General features: G+C 74.1%; 17 protein-coding genes and 1 pseudogene. 10 read left to right on the forward strand and 8 right to left on the reverse strand.

Annotation, left to right across the window (positions count from 1 at the left end):
• Window positions 1-69: 69 nt before the first annotated feature.
• The 3 genes from ACWCXH_RS13985 to ACWCXH_RS13995 all read left to right on the forward strand — a co-directional run bounded on the left by ACWCXH_RS13985 (window position 70) and on the right by ACWCXH_RS13995 (window position 3,198).
• Complete coding sequence (locus ACWCXH_RS13985) at window positions 70-444, forward strand: BlaI/MecI/CopY family transcriptional regulator (RefSeq protein WP_449801666.1); 375 nt, start codon at window positions 70-72, stop codon at window positions 442-444.
• Window positions 444-1,427, forward strand: a complete 984-nt coding sequence (locus ACWCXH_RS13990) for a M56 family metallopeptidase (protein ID WP_449801667.1) — start codon at window positions 444-446, stop codon at window positions 1,425-1,427. Before ACWCXH_RS13985 ends, ACWCXH_RS13990 begins: the two co-directional genes overlap by 1 nt.
• Window positions 1,428-1,674: 247 nt before the next feature.
• The gene (locus ACWCXH_RS13995; protein WP_449801668.1) at window positions 1,675-3,198 is read left to right on the forward strand and encodes a GAF domain-containing protein; all 1,524 of its coding nucleotides are present in this window, start codon (window positions 1,675-1,677) and stop codon (window positions 3,196-3,198) included.
• Here ACWCXH_RS13995 and ACWCXH_RS14000 read toward each other — a convergent pair.
• Complete coding sequence (locus ACWCXH_RS14000; RefSeq protein WP_449801669.1) at window positions 3,117-3,605, reverse strand: SsgA family sporulation/cell division regulator; 489 nt, start codon at window positions 3,603-3,605, stop codon at window positions 3,117-3,119. The two genes, ACWCXH_RS13995 and ACWCXH_RS14000, sit on opposite strands and share 82 nt — an antisense overlap.
• Window positions 3,606-3,885: 280 nt before the next feature.
• On the opposite strand from ACWCXH_RS14000, the gene ACWCXH_RS14005 reads away from it, so the two are divergent.
• The 3 genes from ACWCXH_RS14005 (at window position 3,886) to ACWCXH_RS14015 (ending at window position 7,060) form a co-directional block, all read left to right on the forward strand.
• On the forward strand, window positions 3,886-5,076 hold the full coding sequence (locus ACWCXH_RS14005) for a hypothetical protein (protein ID WP_449801670.1): 1,191 nt from the start codon (window positions 3,886-3,888) through the stop codon (window positions 5,074-5,076).
• A gap of 171 nt (window positions 5,077-5,247) precedes the next feature.
• The gene (locus ACWCXH_RS14010; RefSeq protein ID WP_449801763.1) at window positions 5,248-6,492 is read left to right on the forward strand and encodes a TerD family protein; all 1,245 of its coding nucleotides are present in this window, start codon (window positions 5,248-5,250) and stop codon (window positions 6,490-6,492) included.
• Between the two features lie 79 nt (window positions 6,493-6,571).
• Window positions 6,572-7,060 carry an N-acetyltransferase family protein gene (locus ACWCXH_RS14015; RefSeq protein WP_449801671.1) on the forward strand — a complete coding sequence of 163 codons (489 nt, stop codon included), beginning with the start codon at window positions 6,572-6,574 and terminating at the stop codon, window positions 7,058-7,060.
• A gap of 5 nt (window positions 7,061-7,065) precedes the next feature.
• Here the strand turns inward: ACWCXH_RS14015 and ACWCXH_RS14020 are convergent.
• Window positions 7,066-7,753 (reverse strand): annotated as a pseudogene (locus ACWCXH_RS14020) (RraA family protein).
• A gap of 149 nt (window positions 7,754-7,902) precedes the next feature.
• On the opposite strand from ACWCXH_RS14020, the gene ACWCXH_RS14025 reads away from it, so the two are divergent.
• Complete coding sequence (locus tag ACWCXH_RS14025) at window positions 7,903-8,496, forward strand: Uma2 family endonuclease (RefSeq protein WP_449801672.1); 594 nt, start codon at window positions 7,903-7,905, stop codon at window positions 8,494-8,496.
• A 78-nt stretch (window positions 8,497-8,574) separates the two neighbouring features.
• Here ACWCXH_RS14025 and ACWCXH_RS14030 read toward each other — a convergent pair whose 3' ends face one another.
• The 4 genes from ACWCXH_RS14030 to ACWCXH_RS14045 form a co-directional block, all read right to left on the reverse strand.
• Window positions 8,575-9,504: a proline dehydrogenase family protein gene (locus ACWCXH_RS14030; protein WP_449801673.1), complete on the reverse strand. Its 930-nt coding sequence runs from the start codon at window positions 9,502-9,504 to the stop codon at window positions 8,575-8,577.
• 156 nt (window positions 9,505-9,660) lie between these two features.
• Window positions 9,661-11,289, reverse strand: coding sequence for an L-glutamate gamma-semialdehyde dehydrogenase (gene pruA, locus ACWCXH_RS14035; protein WP_449801674.1), 1,629 nt, complete (start codon window positions 11,287-11,289; stop codon window positions 9,661-9,663).
• Between the two features lie 272 nt (window positions 11,290-11,561).
• A complete protein-coding gene (locus ACWCXH_RS14040) occupies window positions 11,562-12,785 on the reverse strand; it encodes an FAD-dependent oxidoreductase (protein ID WP_449801675.1) in 1,224 nt (407 codons plus the stop codon).
• Window positions 12,782-13,378: a PadR family transcriptional regulator gene (locus ACWCXH_RS14045; RefSeq protein WP_449801676.1), complete on the reverse strand. Its 597-nt coding sequence runs from the start codon at window positions 13,376-13,378 to the stop codon at window positions 12,782-12,784. Before ACWCXH_RS14045 ends, ACWCXH_RS14040 begins: the two co-directional genes overlap by 4 nt.
• Before the next feature lie 143 nt (window positions 13,379-13,521).
• Between ACWCXH_RS14045 and ACWCXH_RS14050 the strand changes: the two genes are divergently transcribed.
• A complete protein-coding gene (locus tag ACWCXH_RS14050) occupies window positions 13,522-15,123 on the forward strand; it encodes a PucR family transcriptional regulator (RefSeq protein ID WP_449801677.1) in 1,602 nt (533 codons plus the stop codon).
• Window positions 15,124-15,219: 96 nt separating this feature from the next.
• Here ACWCXH_RS14050 and ACWCXH_RS14055 read toward each other — a convergent pair whose 3' ends face one another.
• Window positions 15,220-16,413, reverse strand: coding sequence for a hypothetical protein (locus ACWCXH_RS14055; RefSeq protein ID WP_449801678.1), 1,194 nt, complete (start codon window positions 16,411-16,413; stop codon window positions 15,220-15,222).
• 145 nt (window positions 16,414-16,558) lie between these two features.
• Between ACWCXH_RS14055 and ACWCXH_RS14060 the strand changes: the two genes are divergently transcribed.
• Window positions 16,559-17,002: a VOC family protein gene (locus ACWCXH_RS14060; RefSeq protein WP_449801679.1), complete on the forward strand. Its 444-nt coding sequence runs from the start codon at window positions 16,559-16,561 to the stop codon at window positions 17,000-17,002.
• A 10-nt stretch (window positions 17,003-17,012) separates the two neighbouring features.
• On the opposite strand, the gene ACWCXH_RS14065 is transcribed toward ACWCXH_RS14060, so the two are convergent.
• Window positions 17,013-18,701 carry a hypothetical protein gene (locus ACWCXH_RS14065; RefSeq protein WP_449801680.1) on the reverse strand — a complete coding sequence of 563 codons (1,689 nt, stop codon included), beginning with the start codon at window positions 18,699-18,701 and terminating at the stop codon, window positions 17,013-17,015.
• Between the two features lie 288 nt (window positions 18,702-18,989).
• Here ACWCXH_RS14065 and ACWCXH_RS14070 point away from each other — a divergent pair, with 288 nt between their 5' ends.
• Complete coding sequence (locus tag ACWCXH_RS14070) at window positions 18,990-20,321, forward strand: MFS transporter (protein ID WP_449801681.1); 1,332 nt, start codon at window positions 18,990-18,992, stop codon at window positions 20,319-20,321.
• Window positions 20,322-20,848 lie beyond the last annotated feature (527 nt).

Below are 20,848 nucleotides of genomic sequence, written 5' to 3' on the forward strand. Positions count from 1 at the left end.
CGCCCCGACCGTCTACAGTGACGTAGACGGTCTACGTGACTGTAGACGATACCTGGAGGAAGCGCCGCCATGTCCGACGTACCGTCCGCCCGCCGGCCCGCCGGGGAGCTGGAGGCCGAGGTGCTGGCCGCCCTCTGGTCCGCACGGCACCCGATGACGCCGCAGGACGTCCAGGCGGCGCTCGGCGGGGACCTCGCCCGCACCACCATCGCGACGATCCTCGCCCGGCTGCACGACAAGGGCACCGTCGAACGCACCCGGGCCGGCCGCGCCTACGCGTACACCCCGACCGTCCAGGACACCGCGGGCCTCGCCGCCCGCCGCATGCACACCGAGCTCGGCCGCGAGGCCGACCGCTCCACCGTGCTCGCGCGCTTCGTCTCCGACCTCTCCGCCGAGGACGAGCAGCTGCTCCGCGAACTGCTGGGCGGCGGCACCTCGTGATGATCGCCGTCTGGGCCCCGCTCCTGCTGCCCTTCCTCGCCGCCCCGCTCGCCCGCCGCCTCGCCGACGCGCTGCCGCCCCGGGCCGCCGCCTGGACGCTCGCCGGCTCGGCCGCCGTACTGGCCGGCGGCACCCTGTGCTCGCTCGGCCTGCTCGCCGCCGCCGGGCTGCTCCGGCTGCCGCCGGTCGCCGCGTTCGGCCACCTGTCGCTGCCCTGGCTCACCGCCGCCGCGCCCAGCGCACCCCTCGCGGCCGCCGTCGCCGCACTCGTCCTGGCCGTGCTGGCCGCCCTCGCCGTTCGGACCGCCCGCCGCCACCACCACGACCTACGCACGGCCCGGGCCGCCCTGCCCGCGGCGGACACGCACCCCCGGCCCGCCCCCGTACACCGGGCGCGGGCCGAACACCCGCTCACCGTCCTCGACGACGAGCGCGCCGACGCCTTCGCCCTCCCCGGCCGCCTGGGCGAACCCGGCCGGATCGTGATCACCTCGGGCATGCTGCGCGCCCTCAGCGCCCCCGAACGGGCCGCCCTGCTCGCCCACGAGCGAGCCCACCTGACCGGCCGCCACCACCTCTTCCTCGCCCTCGCCGAACACACCGCCGCCGTCCACCCGGCGCTGCGCCTGCTGCGTAAGCCCCTCGGGTACCACCTGGAGCGCTGGGCCGACGAGGCGGCGGCGACCAGGGTCGGCGACCGCACCGTGACCGCCCGAGCGGTGGGACGCGCCGCCCTGGCCGCCAACCGCTCCCCCTGGCCGGCCCGCCCCGAACTGGTGGCCGCCGCCCACTCCGGCCCCGTCCCGCGACGCGTGGCCGCCCTCCTCCAGCCCCGCCCGGCCCGCACCGACCCCCGCCTGCGCGCGGTCGCCGCGGCCCTGGCCGCCTGCCTGGCCCTGAGCACCGCCGCCACCCTGGAGGCGACCGCCGACCTGCACCACACGGTCGAGGCCGCCCAACGGAGCACCAGTACAGAACGCTGACCCGCGGGCACGTGGCACAAGCCCACGCGCCCGCAACACAACACACCCCCCACCCCCAACCACCCCCCTCCCCTTCCTCCGCCCAGGCGAGAGGAAGTGCCGCCCCCCGGCACCACCCGCCCTCCCGAAAGCCCACCCCCCGCGCCCGACTTCCCCGACCCCGTCCCCAGACCCCCACCTCCCCCGTACGCTTTCGTCAGCGCATCAACCCCGACGCGCCCTCGATCGGCGGCGAGGAGCAACCCGAGTGCGGCAGACCGGACGGCAGACCCGACGACCAGAACGTCGAACCCCGCCGACCGCGGCCGAACTGGCCAAGGTCCACGACCGCACCCTCGCCGACGCCGCCGCCCGAGAAGCCACCCGCGAAGCCACCGGCGAAAGCACCCCCGGCGCCCCCGGCGCCCCCGGCCAGGGCCTCCTCGAACCCCGCCCCGAGATCGGCGACTCCTGGGCCCGGCTGCGCCGCCTCGGCCTCGACCCCGACTCCGGCGCCGCCGCCGTCCACCTCGGCCCCGCCGAGATCGAGGTGCGCCGCCGCGCGAGCGGCCTCGAAGCCGTCATGCCCGTCCTGCGCGAGACCCTCATCCAGCCCGTCGACCAGGCGCCGCTCATCCTCGCCATCGCCGACGCCGAGGGCCACGTCCTCTGGCAGGAGGGCGAGCGCGGGCTGCGCCGCAGCGCCGACCGGATCGGCTTCCTGGTCGGCGCCCGCTGGGCCGAGGAGAGCGTCGGCACCAACGGCATCGCGGCAGCGCTGCGCAACCAGCGCCCGATGCACGTCCACTCCGCCGAGCACTACCTGCGCAGCCACCACTCCTGGACCTGCGTCGCCGCACCCGTCCACGACCCCGGCACCGGGCGGCTGATCGGCGCCGTCAACCTCAGCGGCCCCGCCCACAACGTCCGCCCCTACCTGCTCCAGCTCACCACCACCGCCGCCCGCCTCGCCGAGACCGAACTGCGCGCCCACCGGCTGGAGTCGCTCCACCAACTGCGCACGATGGCCGCCCCGCTGCTCGCCCGGGTGGCCGGCCCGGCGCTCGTGGTGGACGCCGCCGGCTGGACCGCCGCCTCGGCCGGGCTCCCGCCGCCCGCCCGCCTGCGCCTGCCCGCCGAGGGATGGGGCGGCACGGCCGTCCAGTGGGTGCCCGGCCTCGGCGAGTGCGTGCTCGAACCGCTGGCCGACGGCTGGCTGGTGCGGCCCGTCCGACGGTCCGACGCGGACGGCGCAGGCGCGCCCGGCGCCGAGCAGGCCCAGGGGGCACGGCTGTGCCTGGACCTGCGCCGCGCCGACCGCCCGGAGCTCTCGGTCCAGGGCGCGGCCGGCGGCTGGTCGCACACGCTCAGCCCGCGCCACACCGAGCTGCTGCTCCTGCTCGCCACCGGACGCAACGGCAGCACCGCCGCGCAACTCGCCGACGCCCTGTTCGGGGATCCGGCCAGGACCGTCACCGTCCGCGCCGAACTGTCCCGGCTGCGCCGCTACCTGGGCGGCCTGCTGGCCCACCGGCCGTACCGGTTCGCGGAGTCGGTGCTGGTCACGGTGCTCGGCCCGGACGACCCGTACGACCTGCTGCCGTCCTCGTCGGCCCCGGCCGTACGCCGACTGCGGACCGCCCTCGCCGCCGGGACCGTGCGCCTGCCGGGCGCACCGCTGCCCGGGCCGCGCAATCCCGCGACGGCGCCTCAGCCGCCCGCGAGCAGTGCGGCCAGCTGGGCGTCGGTCGGGCCGCAGGCGCGCTCGGCCTCCTCGGAGACCAGCGCGTAGGTCCGGTCCAGCCAGGCCTGCACGCGCGGTTTGGACACCTCCAGCAGGGCGTTGCCGTGCGGGGATCCGAGCGCGATGTGCAACGTCGAACCGTGGCACGGGCAGTACGCCGGCCACAGCTTGACGTCGCCCTGGCCGCTCAGCGTGCGCAGGCCGTCGCGCAGCAGTTCGCGCGAGAACACCCAGTCGGCCTCGTCCGGTCGGCCCAGGTGGAAGGTCAGCAGGACCTCGTACGGACGGGCGGCGTCGAACCGGAACCGGGTGCGGACCTCGCCGACCACCTCATCGCCCAGCGAGATCCGCAGGGTCAGCACCTCCTCCACCGAGGTGGAGCCGTCCCCATCGCCGCCCGTGGGGGTGGCGGCGAGGGGTGCACTGGAGGCTGCGGACAGCGGGTCGGGCGGCATGACGGTCTCTCCGGGACGGCGTGGGATGCTCTCAGACTGCGCCCCTTCCGGTCGGGCGGGCAAGGGTTGCAGGGAGGTTGCAATCACCCCCGTCCCGGACAGACGGTCCTTACCAGAGCCGGCCCGACGATCCGTCAACTTCCTTGCATTGAACGGATGTCCACGAAGTGGATGGAATCCGTCCACACCGTGGCCGCCCGCTGGTACGCTCACCCCCTCCCTGAACGGACCCCGCGCGGCTCGTGGGAGAATACGGCGACGGCGGGGAGGGAGGGGTCCGGTGGCTGTGCGCGAGGACGCGGTACGGGACGTGCGGCACGAGCCCGCGCCGCACGGCCGGCACGGTCGGCCGCGCCCGTTCGGCGGGCGGTTCCGGCTGCCCACCCTGCGGTTCTCCGGCGCCGCGATGGCGATGTCCACGGTCGTCGGCATCAGCATCGCCACCACCCTGCTCCTGCACGAGCAGCAGGGCATCGGTCGGCGGGCCGGCGTCGCCCGGGTCGGCACCACCCCGCCGCCGACCCCGAGCGGGAGCGGCACGGACCAGGCCGAGGCAGCCGCCGAGCACACCCCGGCGGCTCCCCCGCCCACCGGACGGCCGTCCGCTTCCCGGCCCGCGCGGCCGCACCCGGGGGTGTCCACGCCCGGCCAGTCCACGCCCGGCCAGTCCGCGTCCCGATCGGGCTCGCCCGAGCCGACGGCCACCGGATCCGACGGCGGGCACACGGGACTCGCGTCCACCGACGACCCGTCCGCCCAGGACCGCGGGGCCGCCGCGGCCCACCGGCCCGCGCAGCCGTCCGGACAGCCATCGGCGCAGCCGCCGACGCAACCCTCCGGACAGCCGTCGCCCTCCCCGAGTGCGACCCGCCCGTCCGTCAGCACGCCGTTCGCGCCGAAGCTCCCGATCGTCCCCCCGGCACCGTCCGCCCCGGTCGCCCCCGCCGTACCGGGATCCGACACCACCCCTGACACCACCAGCGCCATCAGCGCCACCGGCACCACCGAGGCCCCGGAGGCCGACCAGCCCCTGAGCGGCGTCGCCCAGGTCACCCCGCTCGGCCGCGACGGCACGCGGCACGTGCTCGGCCTCAGCGTCGCCGAACCGGTCACCGCCCTCCAGACCGAGTTCCGGCTCACCCCGGGCGAGTTGGCCCCGGGCAGCGGCACCGCCTGGACCGACCTGCCCGGTGCCGTCGTCACCGCCCAGCAGGAACGGGGCACCCTGGTCTACCGGTTCACCACTCCGGCCGGCACCGACGTCCGCCCCGGCCACTACACCTTCGGCGTGCGTGGCACCCGCCCGGCCGCGGCGGTCCCGCGCAGGGCCGCCGCCACGGAGCACTGGACCGTCGCCGCCTTCGGCATCACCGCCCCCAGGGCCGTCGCCGCCCTCGGCACGTTCACCGACGCGGCCCCGCCGAAGGTCCCGCAAAAGGCCCCGCCGAGGACCCAGCCCAGCCCCAACTAGGGCTCCGCCGCGCCCTGCTGAGCCCAACTCCCGCGACCCGGGCTCAACTCCACGGCCCGGGCTCAACTCCGCAACCCCGTTCGTTACTGTGGGCAGCACCCGGCACGGCGGTCCGCCCGGTCCCCGTACGGCCGTCGACCCGCACCAGAGGAGGAGTCCGTGTCCACCGTCCTGACCCCAGGCGGAAACGCACCACTGTCCGCCGTGCGAGTGACCGTCGAGGTCACCGCACCCAAGGCGCTGGACGTCTCCGGCCTGCTCCTGACCGACGCCGGGAAGGTGCGCTCGGACGCCGACTTCGTGTTCTTCAACGCCCCGCACGGCCCCGGCGTCAGCCACCGCCCGGCCGGCGCGGGCGCCCCGGACGCGATCACCGTGGACACCCGGGCCGTCCCGGCCGGCATCACCAAGGTCGTGGTCACCGCCAGCCCGGCCGACCAGGAGAGCACGTTCGCCGGGATGGAGCCGACCGCGACCGTCCGCGACGCCGACACCGGCCAGGTGCTGGTCTCCTTCACCCCGCCGCCGCTCGGCCGGGAGACCGCGCTCATCGTGGTGGAGGTCTACCTGCGCAACGGCGCGTGGAAGGTGCGCGCGGTCGGCCAGGGGTATGCCAACGGGCTCGCGGGCATCGCCACCGACTTCGGCGTCACCGTCGACGAGACCCCGGCGGCTGCGCCGACGCCCGCAGCGCCCCCGGTGCCCCCGACCGCGCCCGTCGCCCCGCCCGTCGACCCGCCCGTCGACCCGCGCATCGCCCGCGCCACCGCTCCCCCGATGCCCGCGACACCGCCCGCACCCACCACCGCGCCCACCGCCCCCACCGCCCCGGCCGGCCCGAAGGTCACCCTCGACAAGGGCCGGGTCAACCTGGTCAAGGGCGGCTCGGTGTCCCTGGTGAAGAACGGCCGCCCGTTCCTCTCCTCGGTCCGGATGGCCCTCGGCTGGGAGCCCGCCGGCCGCGGCCGCAGCATCGATCTCGACGCCTCCTGCATCGCGTTCGACGCGAAGCGCCGGAAGCTGGAGACGGCCTGGTTCATGAAGCTCACCGTCTTCAACGGCGCGATCGCCCACTCCGGGGACAACCTCACCGGCGAGGGCACCGGCGACGACGAGTCGATCACCGTCCACCTGGAGGGCCTGCCGCCCGAGGTCGCCGGCCTGGTCTTCGTCGTCAACTCCTTCTCCGGCCAGCGCTTCACCGAGGTGCAGAACGCCTACTGCCGCCTGCTGGACGCCCGCAGCGGGCAGGAGCTGGTCCGCTTCGACCTCACCCGCTCCGAGCCCCGCACCGGTGTGGTGATGTGCAAGCTGGTCCGCCAGTCGTCCGGCGAGTGGGAGATGACCGCACTCGGCGAGTACGTCGACGCCAGGACCGCCCGCGCGATGATCGAACCGTCCGCCGCCCTCCTCTGACGGAGCCGCCCCGGTCCGGCGGAGCCGCCCACCCGAAATCCAGTGGCCGGCCCGCCCGGCCGTGGCACATGCTGAACGGGTGCAGATCAGAGAAGCCACCGCCGAGGACTGGCCGGCCATCTGGCCGTTCTTCCACGCGATCGTCGCCGCGGGCGAGACGTTCCCGTACCCACTGGACCTCCCCTCCGAGCTCGGCCGCGAGTGGTGGCTGCTGCCCGCGCCGAACCGCACGGTGGTCGCGGTGGACGACGCGGGCACGGTCGTCGGCACCGCGAACATGTGCCGCAACCGCCCCGGCAACGGCTCGCACGTGGCCAGCGCCAGCTACATGGTCGACCCGGCCCACCACGGGCGCGGCGTCGGGCGGGCCCTGGTCGAGTACACCCTCGACTGGGCCCGTCACCAGGGCTACCGCGCCATGCAGTTCAACGCGGTGGTGGCGAACAACCACCGCGCCGTGAAGCTCTACGAGTCGCTGGGCTTCGACATCGTCGGCACCGTCCCCGAGGCCTTCCGCCACCCGGCGGACGGCTACGTCGGCCTGCACGTGATGCACAGGCCGCTCTAGCAGGCCTACTCCTCGATCGCCCCGCCCACCCGGCGCAGGTGCTGCCGGAAGCTGTACGCCGGGTCGGCGGCGCGCCGCTCCAGGTACGCCTCGAACGCCGTCTGCCTGCGGAGCGTGTCACCGGAGCGGATCCGCTCGGCCTGCGCGCGCTCGGTACGGGCGATGCCGGCGGCCGTCTCCAGCACCTCCGCGACCCGGTCGCCGGGGACGAACAACACCCCGTCCGCATCGGCGAAGACGACGTCCCCGGCGCTCACGGGGTGCGGCCCGAACCTCGCCGTGACCAGCGCCTGCGGCTCCCGCTCGTCCAACCGCACCGGCCCGAGCGGCAGGGCGCCGTAGCTGAACACCGGCAGCCCGATCTCCACCAGTTCAGGCGTATCCCGGTGCAGGCCCCACACGACGATCCCGGCGACCCCGGCGGCCATCGCCTCCAGCACGGCGAGGTCCCCGATGCAGGCCTCGTCCGTCCGCCCGCCGTTGTCGATCACCAGGACGTCCCCGGGCAGTGCCGTACGCCTCCAGGAACACGTCCACGCTCCCGTAGTGCCGCACCGGCAGCACCCGCCCCGCGACCCGCGCCCCCGCAACGACCGCCGCCACCCCCACCGGCGCCGCCCGCAACCCCACCCCGAGCCGCACACAAGCATCCGCCACCAACGGCGTCGACAGCCCTTCGAACTCCTTCAGCATCCCCAACTCCTCTCACCCGCACCGTAGTTCACCAGCATCGGGATGCTATGCCAGGCCTCAAACTCACACCATCGGGTGAAAACCAACCGTGTACGGCACAACCCGGCCCGACGCGAACTAGCGTGACGTCCATCTGAAGGAGGGGCATCATGAGTGCTGTGGCGCATGAGCAACCGATCACGGACTCCCCATCACAGGCCGACATCCTGCTGGAGAGCTTCCTGAGCCTGCACTCCCCCGAAGGCTTCCGTGCCGAGCTCATCGAGGGAGAGATCATCGTGGCACCACCGCCGGATGGCGATCACGAGGACCACATCAATCACCTGGTCAAGCAGGTGATCCGGCGTTCCAAGACCGACATGAGCGTGTCCGGCAGCAAGGGCCTCCGTCTCGTGAGCGGCGGTCTCTGCCCGAAGAACCACGTCATCCCCGATGCCACGTTCGCCCCCGAGGAACTCCGCCTCTTCCGCGGCGCTCCGCCCTGGATGGAGCCCGACGGCGTCGCCATGGTGGCGGAGGTGACCTCCAGCAAGCCCGACCAGGACCGCATCACCAAGCGCCACTGCTACGCCCGGGCCGCCATCCCGCTCTACCTGCTCATCGACCGTGAGAGGTCGCGGGTCAGCCTCTTCGGCAAGCCGCATCGGGACGAGTACACCGAGGTCCATCTGGCGGCCTTCGGCGAGCCCCTCGTTCTCCCTGCGCCCTTCGAGTTCGAGCTGGACACCAAGGACTTCCTGTAAGGGCGGAGAAACGCGCAACGGCTCGCACCCCCTCCCACACAGGGGGTGCGAGCCGTTCCGGCGCCCGGGGCCGCCGCGTCAGTCGCGGGTGGCCATCGCGCGCAGGAAGAAGGTCAGGTTGGCCGGGCGCTCGGCGAGGCGGCGCATGAAGTAGCCGTACCATTCCTGGCCGTACGGGAGGTACACGCGCATGGTGTTGCCCTCGCCGGCGAGGCGCAGCTGCTCCTCCGGGCGGATGCCGTACAGCATCTGGTACTCGAACGAGTCGCGCTTGCGGCCGTTCCACTGGGCCAGCTGCCCGGCGATCTTGATCATGTTCGGGTCGTGCGAGGCGATCATCGGGTAACCCTCGCCCGCCATCAGGATCTTGAGGGCGCGGACGTACGCGAGGTCGACCTCGTGCTTGCCCTGGAAGGCGACCGACTCGGGCTCCTTGTAGGCGCCCTTGCACAGGCGCACGCGCGAACCGGCGCCGGAGAACTCGCGGCAGTCGGCCTCGGTGCGGCGCAGGTAGGCCTGGAGCACGACGCCCAGCCACGGGAAGTCGGCCCGCAGCTCGCGCGCGATGGCGAGGGTGGAGTCGGTGGTGGTGTGGTCCTCCATGTCGAGGGTCACCGTGGTGCCCGCGTCGGCGGCGGCCTCGCAGATGCGCCGGGCGTTCTCCAGCGCGATCTTCTCGCCGTCCACCGGCAGGAACTGGCCGACGGCCGACAGCTTGACGGACACCTCGGCGCCGGCCGCGAGGCCGGTCTCCTTGAGCGCCTTGAGCAGGTGCTCGTAGGCCTCGGCGGTGCCGGCGGCCTGGGCGGCGTCCTGGGTGTCCTCGCCGAGGTGGTCCAGGGTGACCTTGCGGCCGGTGGCGACGAGGTCGTCGCAGGCGGTGACGGCGTCGTCGAGGGCCTCGCCGGCGACGAAGCGCTCGACTATCGCGTGGGTCGGCGGGAACTTCTCGACCACGGTGCGGACCTGCGGCGACCGGGAGGCCGCGAGGAGGGCGGAACGGAGCATCGTGACTCCTGGAACTGGTGCTTCTAAGGGTGGCAGAAGGGCCGGGGCGGCGGATACGGGGGTGGAACCGCCGCCCCGGCGGGGCGACGCCCGGTTGCGGGACCGGGCGTCGCGGGTGACCGATGGCTGCTGGAGCCGAAGGGTCCGAAGGGCGTGTCAGCCCATGTGCGGGTAGCGGTAGTCCGTCGGCGGGACGAAGGTCTCCTTGACCGAGCGGGTCGAGGTCCACCGCGCGAGGTTCTGCTTGGCGCCGGCCTTGTCGTTGGTGCCGGAGGCCCGGCCGCCGCCGAAGGGCTGCTGGCCGACGACGGCGCCGGTCGGCTTGTCGTTGATGTAGAAGTTGCCGGCCGCGAAGCGCAGCTTCTCCATCGCGTGCTCGACGGCCGCGCGGTCCTGGGAGATGATCGAGCCGGTCAGGCCGTAGGCCGAGACGGACTCCATCTGCGCCAGCATCTCGTCGTACTTCTCGTCCTCGTAGACGTGCACGGCGAGGATCGGGCCGAAGTACTCGTCGCGGAAGTACTCCGACGCCGGGTCCTGGCACACGAGCACGGTCGGGCGGACGAAGTAGCCGACCGAGTCGTCGTAGGTGCCGCCGGCGAGGACCTCGACCTGCGGGTCCGCCTGGGCGCGGTCGATGGCGGCCTTGTTCTTGGCGAAGGCGCGCTCGTCGATGACGGCGGACATGAAGTTGTCCAGGTCGGTGACGTCGCCCATGGTGAGGCCGTCGACCTCGGCGGCGAACTCGTCCTTCAGGCCGGCCCACAGCGAGGCGGGGACGTAGGCGCGGGAGAGCGCCGAGCACTTCTGGCCCTGGAACTCGAAGGCGCCACGGGTCATCGCGGTCTTCAGCACGGCCGGGTCGGCCGACGGGTGGGCGACCAGGAAGTCCTTGCCGCCGGTCTCGCCGACGATCCGCGGGTACGTGCGGTAGCCGGCGATGTTCTCGCCCACGGAACGCCACAGGTGCTGGAAGGTGGCGGTGGAGCCGGTGAAGTGGATGCCGGCGAGCGCCGGGTGCTTGAGCGCGACGGCGGAGACGTCGAGGCCGTCGCCGGTCACCATGTTGATGACGCCCTTGGGCAGGCCGGCCGCCTCCAGCAGCTGCATGAGCAGGTGCGCGGAGAACTGCTGGGTCGGGGACGGCTTCCACAGCACCACGTTGCCCATCAGCGCGGGCGCGGTCGGCAGGTTGCCGGCGATCGCGGTGAAGTTGAACGGGGTGATGGCGTAGACGAAGCCCTCCAGCGGGCGGTGGTCGCTGCGGTTCCACACGCCGTCCGAGGAGATCGGCTGCTCGGCCATGATCTGGCGGGCGAAGTGCACGTTGAAGCGCAGGAAGTCGACCAGCTCGCAGGGGGTGTCGATCTCGGCCTGCTGGGCGGTCTTGGACTGGCCGAGCATGGTGGCGGCGGCCAGGGTCTCGCGCCAGGACCCGGCCAGCAGGTCGGCGGCCTTGAGGAAGATCGCGGCGCGGGAGTCGAAGGAGAGCGCCTGCCAGGCCGGGGCCGCGGCCAGGGCAGCGTCGATGGCGTCCCGCGCGTCGGCCTGGGTGGCGTTGCGCAGGGTGCCGAGCCGAGCCGCGTGGTTGTGCGGCTGGACGACGTGGATCTCGGTGCCGCCGCCCATCCGGCGCTCACCGTTGATCGTCATGGTCAGCTGGACCGGCTCCTGGCCGCCCAGCTCCTTCAGCTTCGCCTCCAGACGGGCCCGTTCCGGGCTGCCGGGGGCGTAGCTGTGGACCGGCTCGTTCACCGGCGCGGGGACCTGGGTCACAGCGTCCATGAGCGCACGCTCTCCTTCGTTGTTGCGGGGGGATGCCGACGCGGGTCGCACGTCGACCACGGCACGAACGCTATTCCTGCACCCGGGGGCACTTGATTGGCCGGGCGGCTAAATTCCCCCGTACGGCGTTGTTCGGCCCGACGAACAACGTCACGGCACGGTCACGGGCCGCCGCCGGGGCCGTACGGGCGCCGCCCGCGCGGCCCCGGCAGCCGCTCACGCCCCGGGCGCACCCCCGCTCACGCCCCGGCGGCAACCGGGTGGCCTGCCTCTCACACTCCGACAGCCACCCGCCGCTCCCAGTCGATCCGGTACCCGTGCACCGGACGGAGCATCTTCTCCGGGCTCATGAACGTCCGCATCGCGATCGGCGCGAGCAGCCGGAACATCACCCGCGAGACCGGCCCGGAGGACTTCTGGTGGTTGGTGCGCGCCGCGTCGGCGGCGATCTTCTCGACCCGCGGCCGGCGCATCGCCTCGTAGGCGGCGAACGCGGCGGTGTGGTCGGGCAGGTCCCGCAGGCAGCGGGCGAGCTCGACGGCGCTCTCGACGGCCAGCGAGACGCCCTGGCCGGAGCTGTTGGACGGCGCGTGCACCGAGTCGCCGACCAGCACCATCCGGCCGCGGTACCAGTGCGGCACGGACGGCATGATCTCCAGTCGCGGGAAGGTCTCGATGGTGCCGGCGTCCGCCACCCGCAGCACGTCCCGGGCGGGCCGGTCGTCGGAGTGCAGGTCGCGCAGCCGGCGCAGCCACTCCTCGTTGCCGACGGCGCGGACCTGTTCGAGGGTCAGCTGCTCGGGCTGCGGGACGTTGCTGAACCAGGCCGTCCCGGCGCCGTCCGGCAGCCCCCAGTAGCCGAAGAAGGCCCGGGCGCCGTTGGCGAAGTGCACGCTCTCGCCCCGGCCGGCCCGGCCGGGCAGCCGGTACGGGCTGTAGCCGCCGATGCCGAGCAGGCCGGTGTACTGGGCGGGGGGCGCGGCCGGGTCGATCAGGGTGCGCACGGTGGAGCCGGTGCCGTCGGCGCCGATCAGGAGGTCGCCGGTGGCGGTGCTGCCGTCGGCGAACCGGGCGGTGATGCCGTCGGCACCCTCCTCGACGCCCACCAGCCGTTTGCCGTACCGGATCCCGATGCCGCTCTCGCGCAGCCGCCGCTGCAGCACCTCGTACAGTTCGGCGCGGCGCATGAGCCGCCCGCGCGGCAGGTCGGCGAGGCCGGTGAACTCGGCCAGGACGCCGCCCTTGCCGTCCTCGACGACCATCGGGCCGACCGGCTGGCCGATCCGGCCGACCTCCGCCTCCAGCCCGACGACCGCGAGGGCGCCGAGCCCGTTGGGGGCGATCATGAACGTCCCGCCGATGCCCTCGGCGGAGGTCTGGTACGCCTCGAACATCTCCGCCCCGATGCCGGCCTTGCGCAGCGCCAGCGCCATCACCGGACCGGCGATGCCGCCGCCGATGACCAGGGCCTTCTTCGCCGTACGCGTTCCGCTCATTGCAGACTCCCGAAGTACTCGTGCCAGGTCCGGACGAACTCCGGCTCCTGGAGCTGTGCGACGAGGCGCTCGACGAAGGCGATCTCGGTCTCCAGCCCGCCGACCCGGTACTCCTCCTCGATCAGGAAGAGCCAGCCGACGCCCTGTTCCGTGGCCTTGTGCAGCTCCGCCCGGATGGCCGCCACCTCGGCGGTCAGCGCGGCCCGCCGCTTCTCCAGCAGCTCCACGGCCTCGGCCGGCGGGAGCACCATGAGCAGCGACAGCGAGACCCCGAACGCGGGGTACTCGTGCTGCGGTTCTGCGACCAGTTCGCGCATCCAGTCGTGGAGCTCCGTCCTGCCCTCGGGCGTGAGGGCGTAGACGGTGCGCTCCGGCCGCTGGGTGTCGCGGACGGTCTCCTGTTCGGCCACGAACCCCGCCTTCCGCAGCTGCTCCACGACCATGTACAGCGAGCTGCGGTTGTACTTGATGTTGCGGTCCTTGGCGTGCTCCTTGAGCCGGCGCCCCATCTCGTACGGGTGCATCGGCTCGGCCATGAGTTCGGCCAGGACGGCCAGGGCCAGCGGGTTCGACACCTTGCGTCGCTTCGCCACGAGACATCCTCATCTCTTGGTCAGTACTGACTATCCATCCCTGAATAGTCAGAGTCAACTATTTGCGAGTGGCGAACCCCAACTCTGTCCGCCCGGCTAAAATCAACCACACGGCGTTGTCCGAGCGGCCGAAGGAGGCCTGAGTGACCACCCCCGGCCTCCCGCTCCGCCGGCTGCTGATGTCCCTGGGCGAGCCGCTGGTCGAACTCCAGGCCGCCCCACAGGGGTTGGACGTCCCCGTCCGCGACGTCGCGATCCTCGACCCGGAGGACCCGCCCACCGCCGCCCCCGGCGAACTCGTCCTCGCGATCGGCGCCCGCGGCCGCGCCGCCCTCCCGGCCCTGCGCGCCGCCGGCCGGGCCGGCGCGGCGGCCGTCGCCGTCAAGCTCGACGCCCCCGGCCAGGCGGACGCCCTGCGCGAGGCCGCCACCGACGCCGGCGTCGCCCTGCTCTCGGTGCGCCGCGAGACCCGCTGGGAGCACCTCGACTCGCTGGCCCGCGCGATCATCGCCGGCCCGGACGCCCCCGACACCGCCGGCGCCCCCGAGCACAACGCGGGCGACCTCTTCTCCCTCGCCCAGACCGTCGCCGTGCTCACCAACGGCATCGTCTCGATCGAGGACACCTCCAGCCGGGTGCTCGCCTACTCCCGCTCCTCCGACTCGGACGAGGTCGACGACCTGCGCCGACTCTCCATCCTCGGCTGGCAGGGCCCCGAGCCGTACCTTTCCAAGCTCCGCGAGTGGGGCATCTTCCAGCACCTGCGCACCTCGGACGCCCCGATCGCGGTCGAGCCGCACCCCGAACTCGGCCTGCGCCGCCGCCTCGCGATCGGCATCCGGGCCGGGGCGCAGCCGCTCGGCACCATCTGGGTGCAGGAGGGCGCGCAGCCGCTGGCCCCGCTCGCCGAGCAGGCCCTGGTCGGTGCGGCCCGGGTGGCCGCCGCCCAACTGGTGCGCCGGCGCCGCGAGTTGTCCGCCGACGTGCGGCTCACCCAGACCCTGCTCACCGGCCTGCTGGAGGGCTCCACCGGCCCGCAGTCGCTCGCCACCCACCTGGGCCTGGACCTGCGCCGTCCGGCCACCGTGCTCGCGTACGGCGCCCGCACCACCGAGGCGCTGCACCGCTCCGACATCACCGGCCTGATCTCGGTGCACACCGCCGCCCGGCACCGCACCGCGCTGCTCGCCCCGATCGAGTCCCGGGTGTACGTGCTGCTGCCCGAACTCCCGTCCGGCCTGCCGATGACGACCGTCCGGGACTGGGCCTTCGAGGTGGTCGAGGCGGCCCGGGAGCACCTCGGTGTGCCGCTGCGGGCCGCGATCGGCTCGACCGTGGACGGCCTCGCCCAGGTGCCGGACTCCCGCGCCCAGGCCGACCGGATCCTCGACGCGATGGGCCGTGGCGGGGTGGACCTCGACGTGGCCGCGCTGATCGACGTCCAGGCCGAGGTGCTGGTGAGCGAGATGCTCGCGCTGCTCCAGGAGCGCGGCGGCCTGCGCGACCCCCGGCTGACCGCGCTCACCGCCTACGACCGGCGGCACGGCACCCGGCTCGCCGAGTCGGTGCTCGCCTGGCTGGACGCGCTCGGCGAGGTCCGGGTGGCCGCGGACGCCCTGCACATCCACCCCAACACCCTGCGCTACCGGGTGCGCCGCGCCGAGCAGTTGACCGGCATCGACCTCGCCCAGCCGCAGCAGCGCCTGCTGGCGATGCTGCAGCTGCGGCTGCCCGCGGACGACTGACCACGGGCGGCCCGGAGCCCGTCACCGCACGCCGCACGCCGCACGCCGCACGAAGGTGACCGCTTGTCAGCCCGCTGCCGTCACACGGCCTTCGCTTCACCCTGTTCGCATCCGCCACTGCTCCCAGGCCGACAGCCACAGCTGCTCGGCCAGTCGCTGCGCCTCCCAGCCCTCCGGCCCGCCGCCCGAGCGGTCCCGCCACAGCTGCTCCCACGCCCGCTGCGCCGTCAGGCTCGCCACCTCGCTCGCGAACACCGTGTACCGGACGACCTCCTCGACGGCCGCCGCACCCTCCGGCGTCCCGATCGCCCAGTGCGTCTGCCGGGCGAGCCGCTCCAGGTGGTTGACCATCGACGTCACGGCAGCCAGCGCCTCCTCCCGGGTCTCCGAGGCGAGCCGCATCTGCTGGCGCACCGCCGACTCCCAGCGCACCGCGCACGCCTCCCCGCGCAGTCCGCGGGGCAGTCGCGGCGGCCGCCCGGCCCGCACCTGCGCCTCCATCGCCGCCGACTCGGCGATGGTCTGCCCGATCAGCGCCCGGTGCGCCTCCAGCCCGTGCACCGGCGGCAGTTCGCGCTCCTCGACCGGCACCCGCTCCGCGTGCCGGGACGCCAGTTCGTGCAGCAGCTCGCTGCGGCCGTGCAGGTACCGCTCCACGTCCCCGATCCGGCCGAGCTCCAGCCCGCCGGGCGCCACCCCGCGCCCGCACACCGTCACGGTGAGCCCGCCGATCCGCAGCCGCCCGGCCCACACCGGCCCGGGCCCGCCGGCCTCCGTCGACGGCGTCCCCGGCCACAGCACCGGCCGGTCCTCGTGCACCTCGACGGCGCACGGCTCGCCGTCCACGGTGATCCACCCGCGCAGCGCCCGGGCCCGCCCGGGCCCGTCACCCTCGTCGATCCCGAGGTGGTCGTAGACCCGGTCGCGCTCGTCCTCGACGACGTCCTCCAGCTCGGGCAGCACGACGCAGCGCTCGGCACCCGGCCGGTAGGTGCGGACGGTGACGTACGGCCCCGCCGTCGAGCTCCAGTCGCCCGACTGCACCTCGACCCAGTCCAGCCGGCCGCCGTTGGTCTCGAACGCGGCGAGCGCGTCCCCCGCCCGGTCGAGCCCGGCCGCGACGCCGTAGACCGGGAAGTCGGCGGCGGCCAGGGTCCGGCGGGTGAACTCCTCCACCTGGACGAGCCGGTCCGCCCGCTCGCGCGCGTCCGGGGCGTGCCGGCCGGCCTCCGGTGTCCCGCGCCACTCCTGGGGCCTGCCGCCGCTCTCCCGCATCATCCTGTGCCGCACCCCCGAGTCCTCGCACCCGCACCGCCCCCGCCACCTTACGTGCCCGGGAGCTGCCGGGTCATCAGCTCCCGCTTCCCGCACGGGCCGTCGGACGCCGGCCGTGTCAGGACGGCCGGTTGTCAGCCGCCCTCCCTACCCTGGCCGCATGACAGCACAGAGCACCTTCCCCGCCCGGATCAGCATCGTCACCCTCGGCGTCTCGGACCTCGACCGCAGCGCCCGCTTCTACGAGGCCCTCGGCTGGCGGCGCTCCGCCGCCTCCAGCCCGGAGATCGTCTGGTTCCGCACCGCCGACTCGGTGCTCGGCCTGTTCCCGAGCGACGAGCTGGCCGCCGACGCCGGCGTGCCGGGCGGCGGCGAGCCGTCCTTCCGCGGCGTCACCCTCGCGGTGAACCTGGAGTCCCCCGCGCTGGTGGACACCGCCCTGGAGACGGCCGTCGCGGCCGGCGCCGCCGTGGTCAAGCCGCCGGCCACGACCAGCTGGGGCGGCTACTCCGGCTACTTCGAGGACCCGGACGGCCACCTCTGGGAGCTGGCCCACAACCCGTTCTTCCCCTTCACCGAGGACGGCTCGCTCGACCTGCCGTGACCTCCGCCCGCTAGTTCCTCGACCGCGCCTTGAAGGCCGCCTTGCGCGCCTCCTTGGCCACCGTGCGGTCGGTGTGCAGTTCCCCGATCGCCTCCAGGACGTCCGCCGTGTACGCGTGGTCGACCCGCCACAGTTCGCCGAAGTACCCCGCCGGATCGCTGGTGACGGGCACGTCGGCGATCAGCTCGCGCAGCAGTTCGGCGTCGCCGCCGCTGTCGAGCAGCTGGGCGGCGAAGGTGTCGACCACCGTCCACAGCGCCATCGCCCGATCCGGCACCGGCACGTCCGCCGCACCCAGCGAGGTCAGCCAGGCCCGCGCGGCACCACCCAGCTCCGGGTCGTCCAGCACCTCCCGGACGGCCGGCTCGGCGGGTGCCCCCAGCATGTTCAGCGCCGAGACACCGAGCATCCGGCGCATCGGCCCGTACGCGTCGCCGCCGCGCGCCGCCGCCAGCAGCTCGCGCGCCGCCACCACCGGCTCCCGGCCGACGAGCCACACCCGCAGCTCCTCCTCCGGCAGCACGTTGGCCGACTCGCACACCCCGCGCAGCAGCTCGGCCGCGTCGCCCTTGGCCAGCTCGCCGACCAGCGGCGCGTCGTAGCCGTCCTCCAGCAGCCACTGCCGGATGCCGTACTGTCCGAGCGGGGTCAGCCGGACCAGCCCGAACCGCGCCGACTCCTCCTCGTCCAGCGGCGCCTCCCCGACGACGGGGGCACCCTCCTGCTCGGCGCCCTCCTCCTCGTCGAACAGCTCCGGGTCGATCGGGCGGTAGTCCAGCAGGCCCAGCTCGGCGAGGTCGCCCAGCATCGGGTCCAGCGCGACCATCACGTCGGTGATGTCGCCGAGCAGCTCCTCGCTCGGCTCCTCCCCCTCCGGCACCACCAGCAGCGCGGCCAGCACCCCCAGCGGCACGGTCTCGTTGCCCGGCTCGGCGAAGGCGGTCGTCTCGTACAGCACCTGGAGCGCCTCGTCGAGCAGCTCGGCGGCGGCGTCTCGGGCCTCCTCGACCTCGGAGAGCGCGTCCTCCTCCTCGCCCTCCCCGGCCTCCGCGCGCCCGGCTCGTTCCCCCTCCTCCTCCGGCATCGAGTCGGCCTCCACGGCCAGCTCACGGACGATCCCGGCGGCCGTCAGCCATAGCTCCAGGACGGTGTCCGGATCCCCCTCCTCCGCCGGCTCCAGGTCCGGGCCGGGCACGGCGACGTGCTCGCCGGCCGCGGTCGTCCCGATCTCCACCAGGTCCAGGTCACAGGCCAGCGACCAGGCCCGCATGGCCTCGATCTCGGCCTCCTCCGGCACCTCCCCCTCGGCCGGGGCGAGGCCCAGCAGCCGCGCCGCCGGAGCCCGGTCCGGGACGGTCAGGTCGCCGAACTCGTCCACCGCGCGGTGCGGGGCGGCCCAGCGGGCCAGCGCCAGCGCGTACCCGAACATGGGGACCGCCTTCGCCTGTTCGGCCAGCTCCCGCTCGGCGGGCAGCTTCACCGGCGGCACCAGGACGGCCGCGTCGTCCAGGTCCTCGTCGTCCAGTCCGTGCGCGGCGAACGCCCCGTAGAGGTCCTGGAGCTCCAGGTCCGCGGGCAGAACCGCTTCGGCCGCGCCCTCTCCCGCCGAGGCCCCTGCGTTCTTCCGACGTCGTCCGGCCATCGCCTCGCGTTCTCCCTCAGCCAGCGGTCCGCCCGTCAGCACGGCGTACCGGTCCACTACCTCAGCGTATAGGTCGGGCACCCCCGATGCCCGGCCCCGAGGGGCGCGCGCCGCGATCGTGCGCCCACCCCTTATCCTTCGCTATTGGCACCGTGCACAACCCCGCGCGGGCCACCGGGCAACGAAGCCCTCGCCCTCCACGTCCCCAGCGGGCGGGAGGGGACCTGCCACACTCATCCGCTCCATCAGGGAGCCCGCACCGCGGCCACCACCACAGCGCCTCAGGACGGGCGCGCCGGCACACCCAGCCGCCCCGGTGGGGCCCAGCCACAGGAGACCCCTGAAATGGCGGACCTCTCCCCCGCCGGCCCCGGCCTGCGCACCGCGCAGCTCGACGGACGCCGACTGTCGGAGGCCCTGCTTCCCCTGGAGCTCGCGCCGCGCGCCCAGCTCCAGCTCTCCGCGATCAGCCGCTGGAACGCGATGCGCGGAGTCCGCGTCGGCCTGGTCGCGGCCGCCCTGCTGTTCCTGCTGATCGGTGCCAACCTGGCGACGCCGATCTACCCGCTCCTCCAGCAGCGCCTCGGCCTCGGCCCGCTCGACACCACGATCCTGTTCACGATCTACGTCTTCGCGCTGGTCCCGGTCCTCGCCGTGGTCGGCCACTGGTCCGACCTGCTCGGCCGCCGCGCCCTGATCCTGCCGGCCGTCGCACTGGCCGCCGCCGGCGACGTCGTCTTCGCCACCTCCGGCAGCTTCTGGCAGCTCGCCGCCGGCCGGGCCGTCCAGGGCATCGCCGTCGGCCTGTCCACCGGCGCCGCCGGGGCCGCCCTCGGCGACCTGCTGCCCGACCACCCGACGCTCGCCGCCAAGCTCACCCTGGCCTGTTCCGCCGGTGGCGTCGCACTCGGCCCCATCGTCGGCGCCCTGCTGTCCGGCGGCTCCGACCCGTTGCTGACGCCCTTCCTGCTGCACGCCATCGCCCTGCTGGCGCTCTGCGTGCCACTGGCGGTCGTCCACCCCCGGATGCCCGGCCGCAACCGCCCGCCGGCCTCCCCGCCCCGGATCACCACCCCGGCCCACCTGCGCCCGCAGCGGCTCGCCCTGCCGGTCACCGGCCGCCGCGAGTTCCTGCTCGCCGCAGCCGCCGGATTCGTCTCGTACGGGGTCTTCGGCGTCTACCTGGCCCTCGCCCCGGCCTTCTCCGCCAAGCTGCTGCACACCCCCTCGCACCTGACCGGCGCGATCGTGGCCGCCCTGCTGCTCGGCTCCTCGGCCGCCGCCCAGCTGATCGTCCCGCCGACCGCCGACCGCACGGTGATCGCCCTCGGCATGACCGGCCTGGCCACCGGCCTCGGCCTGGTGGTCGCCGCCGGCTACACCGGCACCCCCGCGCTGCTCTTCATCGGCAGCGTCCTCGGCGGCATCTGCCAGGGCGTGGCGTTCCGCTCCCTCTTCACCACCGCCGTCGCCGCGATGAATCCGGAACGCCGGGGCTCCGAACTGAGCGCCCTCTGGATCATCGTCTACCTCGGCAGCTCCCTCCCCATCATCGGCGTGGGCGCCCTGGTCCAGGCCTACGGCCTCCTCCCCGCCGTCAGCGGCTTCGCCACCGTCGCCGCCGTCCTCTGCGCCGCCCTGGCCGTCGCAGTGGCCCGCAAACCCAAGCGCGCCTGAGCCTCACCACCCGAACGCCGTTGCCCGGAACTTCCTCCACGGAAGTCCCGGGCAACGGCATTTCCGTCAGCAGGCGAACACCCGCGCATCGCCTGCTCCATTGAGCAGCTCTACCACCGTTCCCCACCATCCACCCCCCCACCCGCCTGCCGGCGGGTGCCCGCCCCCGCCCCCGCCGCGCACCGCCAAGCGGCGCGCGGCGCTGATGAAGCAGGGCGACGTACCTGCCGGAAACAAGAGGGCCCCGTCCTGCCGCAGACTCAGGCAGGGTCCTGTGCCCGAACGCCACAACGGGCGACATGCGCCCGCCTTGACCGCGCACAGACAGACACACCTGCCTCTCAACCCTTTCCCTCGAAGAAGCGGTTTGCGCTGCAGCAGGTTGACGACTCATCCCGAAGCCTGGTTCGTCCGCCCTGGCCACCAGAGACGCAAGGAACAACTTCAAGCACGGGCGTCCTCACCATGTGGAAGGAGCCCGCCTCGGCCGCTGGACTCTGTCGGCGAAATTGTGGTCCTATCTCCGC

This window comes from Kitasatospora sp. NPDC001660, assembly GCF_053596725.1.

Excerpts from the sequence above, each read along its gene's own strand:
- ACWCXH_RS13985 (WP_449801666.1), top strand. The coding sequence starts at position 70 with ATGTCCGACGTACCGTCCGCCCGCCGGCCCGCCGGGGAGCTGGAGGCC.
- ACWCXH_RS13990 (WP_449801667.1), top strand. The coding sequence starts at position 444 with ATGATCGCCGTCTGGGCCCCGCTCCTGCTGCCCTTCCTCGCCGCCCCG.
- ACWCXH_RS14000 (WP_449801669.1), bottom strand. The coding sequence starts at position 3,605 with ATGCCGCCCGACCCGCTGTCCGCAGCCTCCAGTGCACCCCTCGCCGCC.
- ACWCXH_RS14025 (WP_449801672.1), top strand. The coding sequence starts at position 7,903 with ATGAGTGCTGTGGCGCATGAGCAACCGATCACGGACTCCCCATCACAG.
- ACWCXH_RS14030 (WP_449801673.1), bottom strand. The coding sequence starts at position 9,504 with ATGCTCCGTTCCGCCCTCCTCGCGGCCTCCCGGTCGCCGCAGGTCCGC.
- pruA (WP_449801674.1), bottom strand. The coding sequence starts at position 11,289 with ATGGACGCTGTGACCCAGGTCCCCGCGCCGGTGAACGAGCCGGTCCAC.
- ACWCXH_RS14040 (WP_449801675.1), bottom strand. The coding sequence starts at position 12,785 with ATGAGCGGAACGCGTACGGCGAAGAAGGCCCTGGTCATCGGCGGCGGC.
- ACWCXH_RS14060 (WP_449801679.1), top strand. The coding sequence starts at position 16,559 with ATGACAGCACAGAGCACCTTCCCCGCCCGGATCAGCATCGTCACCCTC.
- ACWCXH_RS14070 (WP_449801681.1), top strand. The coding sequence starts at position 18,990 with ATGGCGGACCTCTCCCCCGCCGGCCCCGGCCTGCGCACCGCGCAGCTC.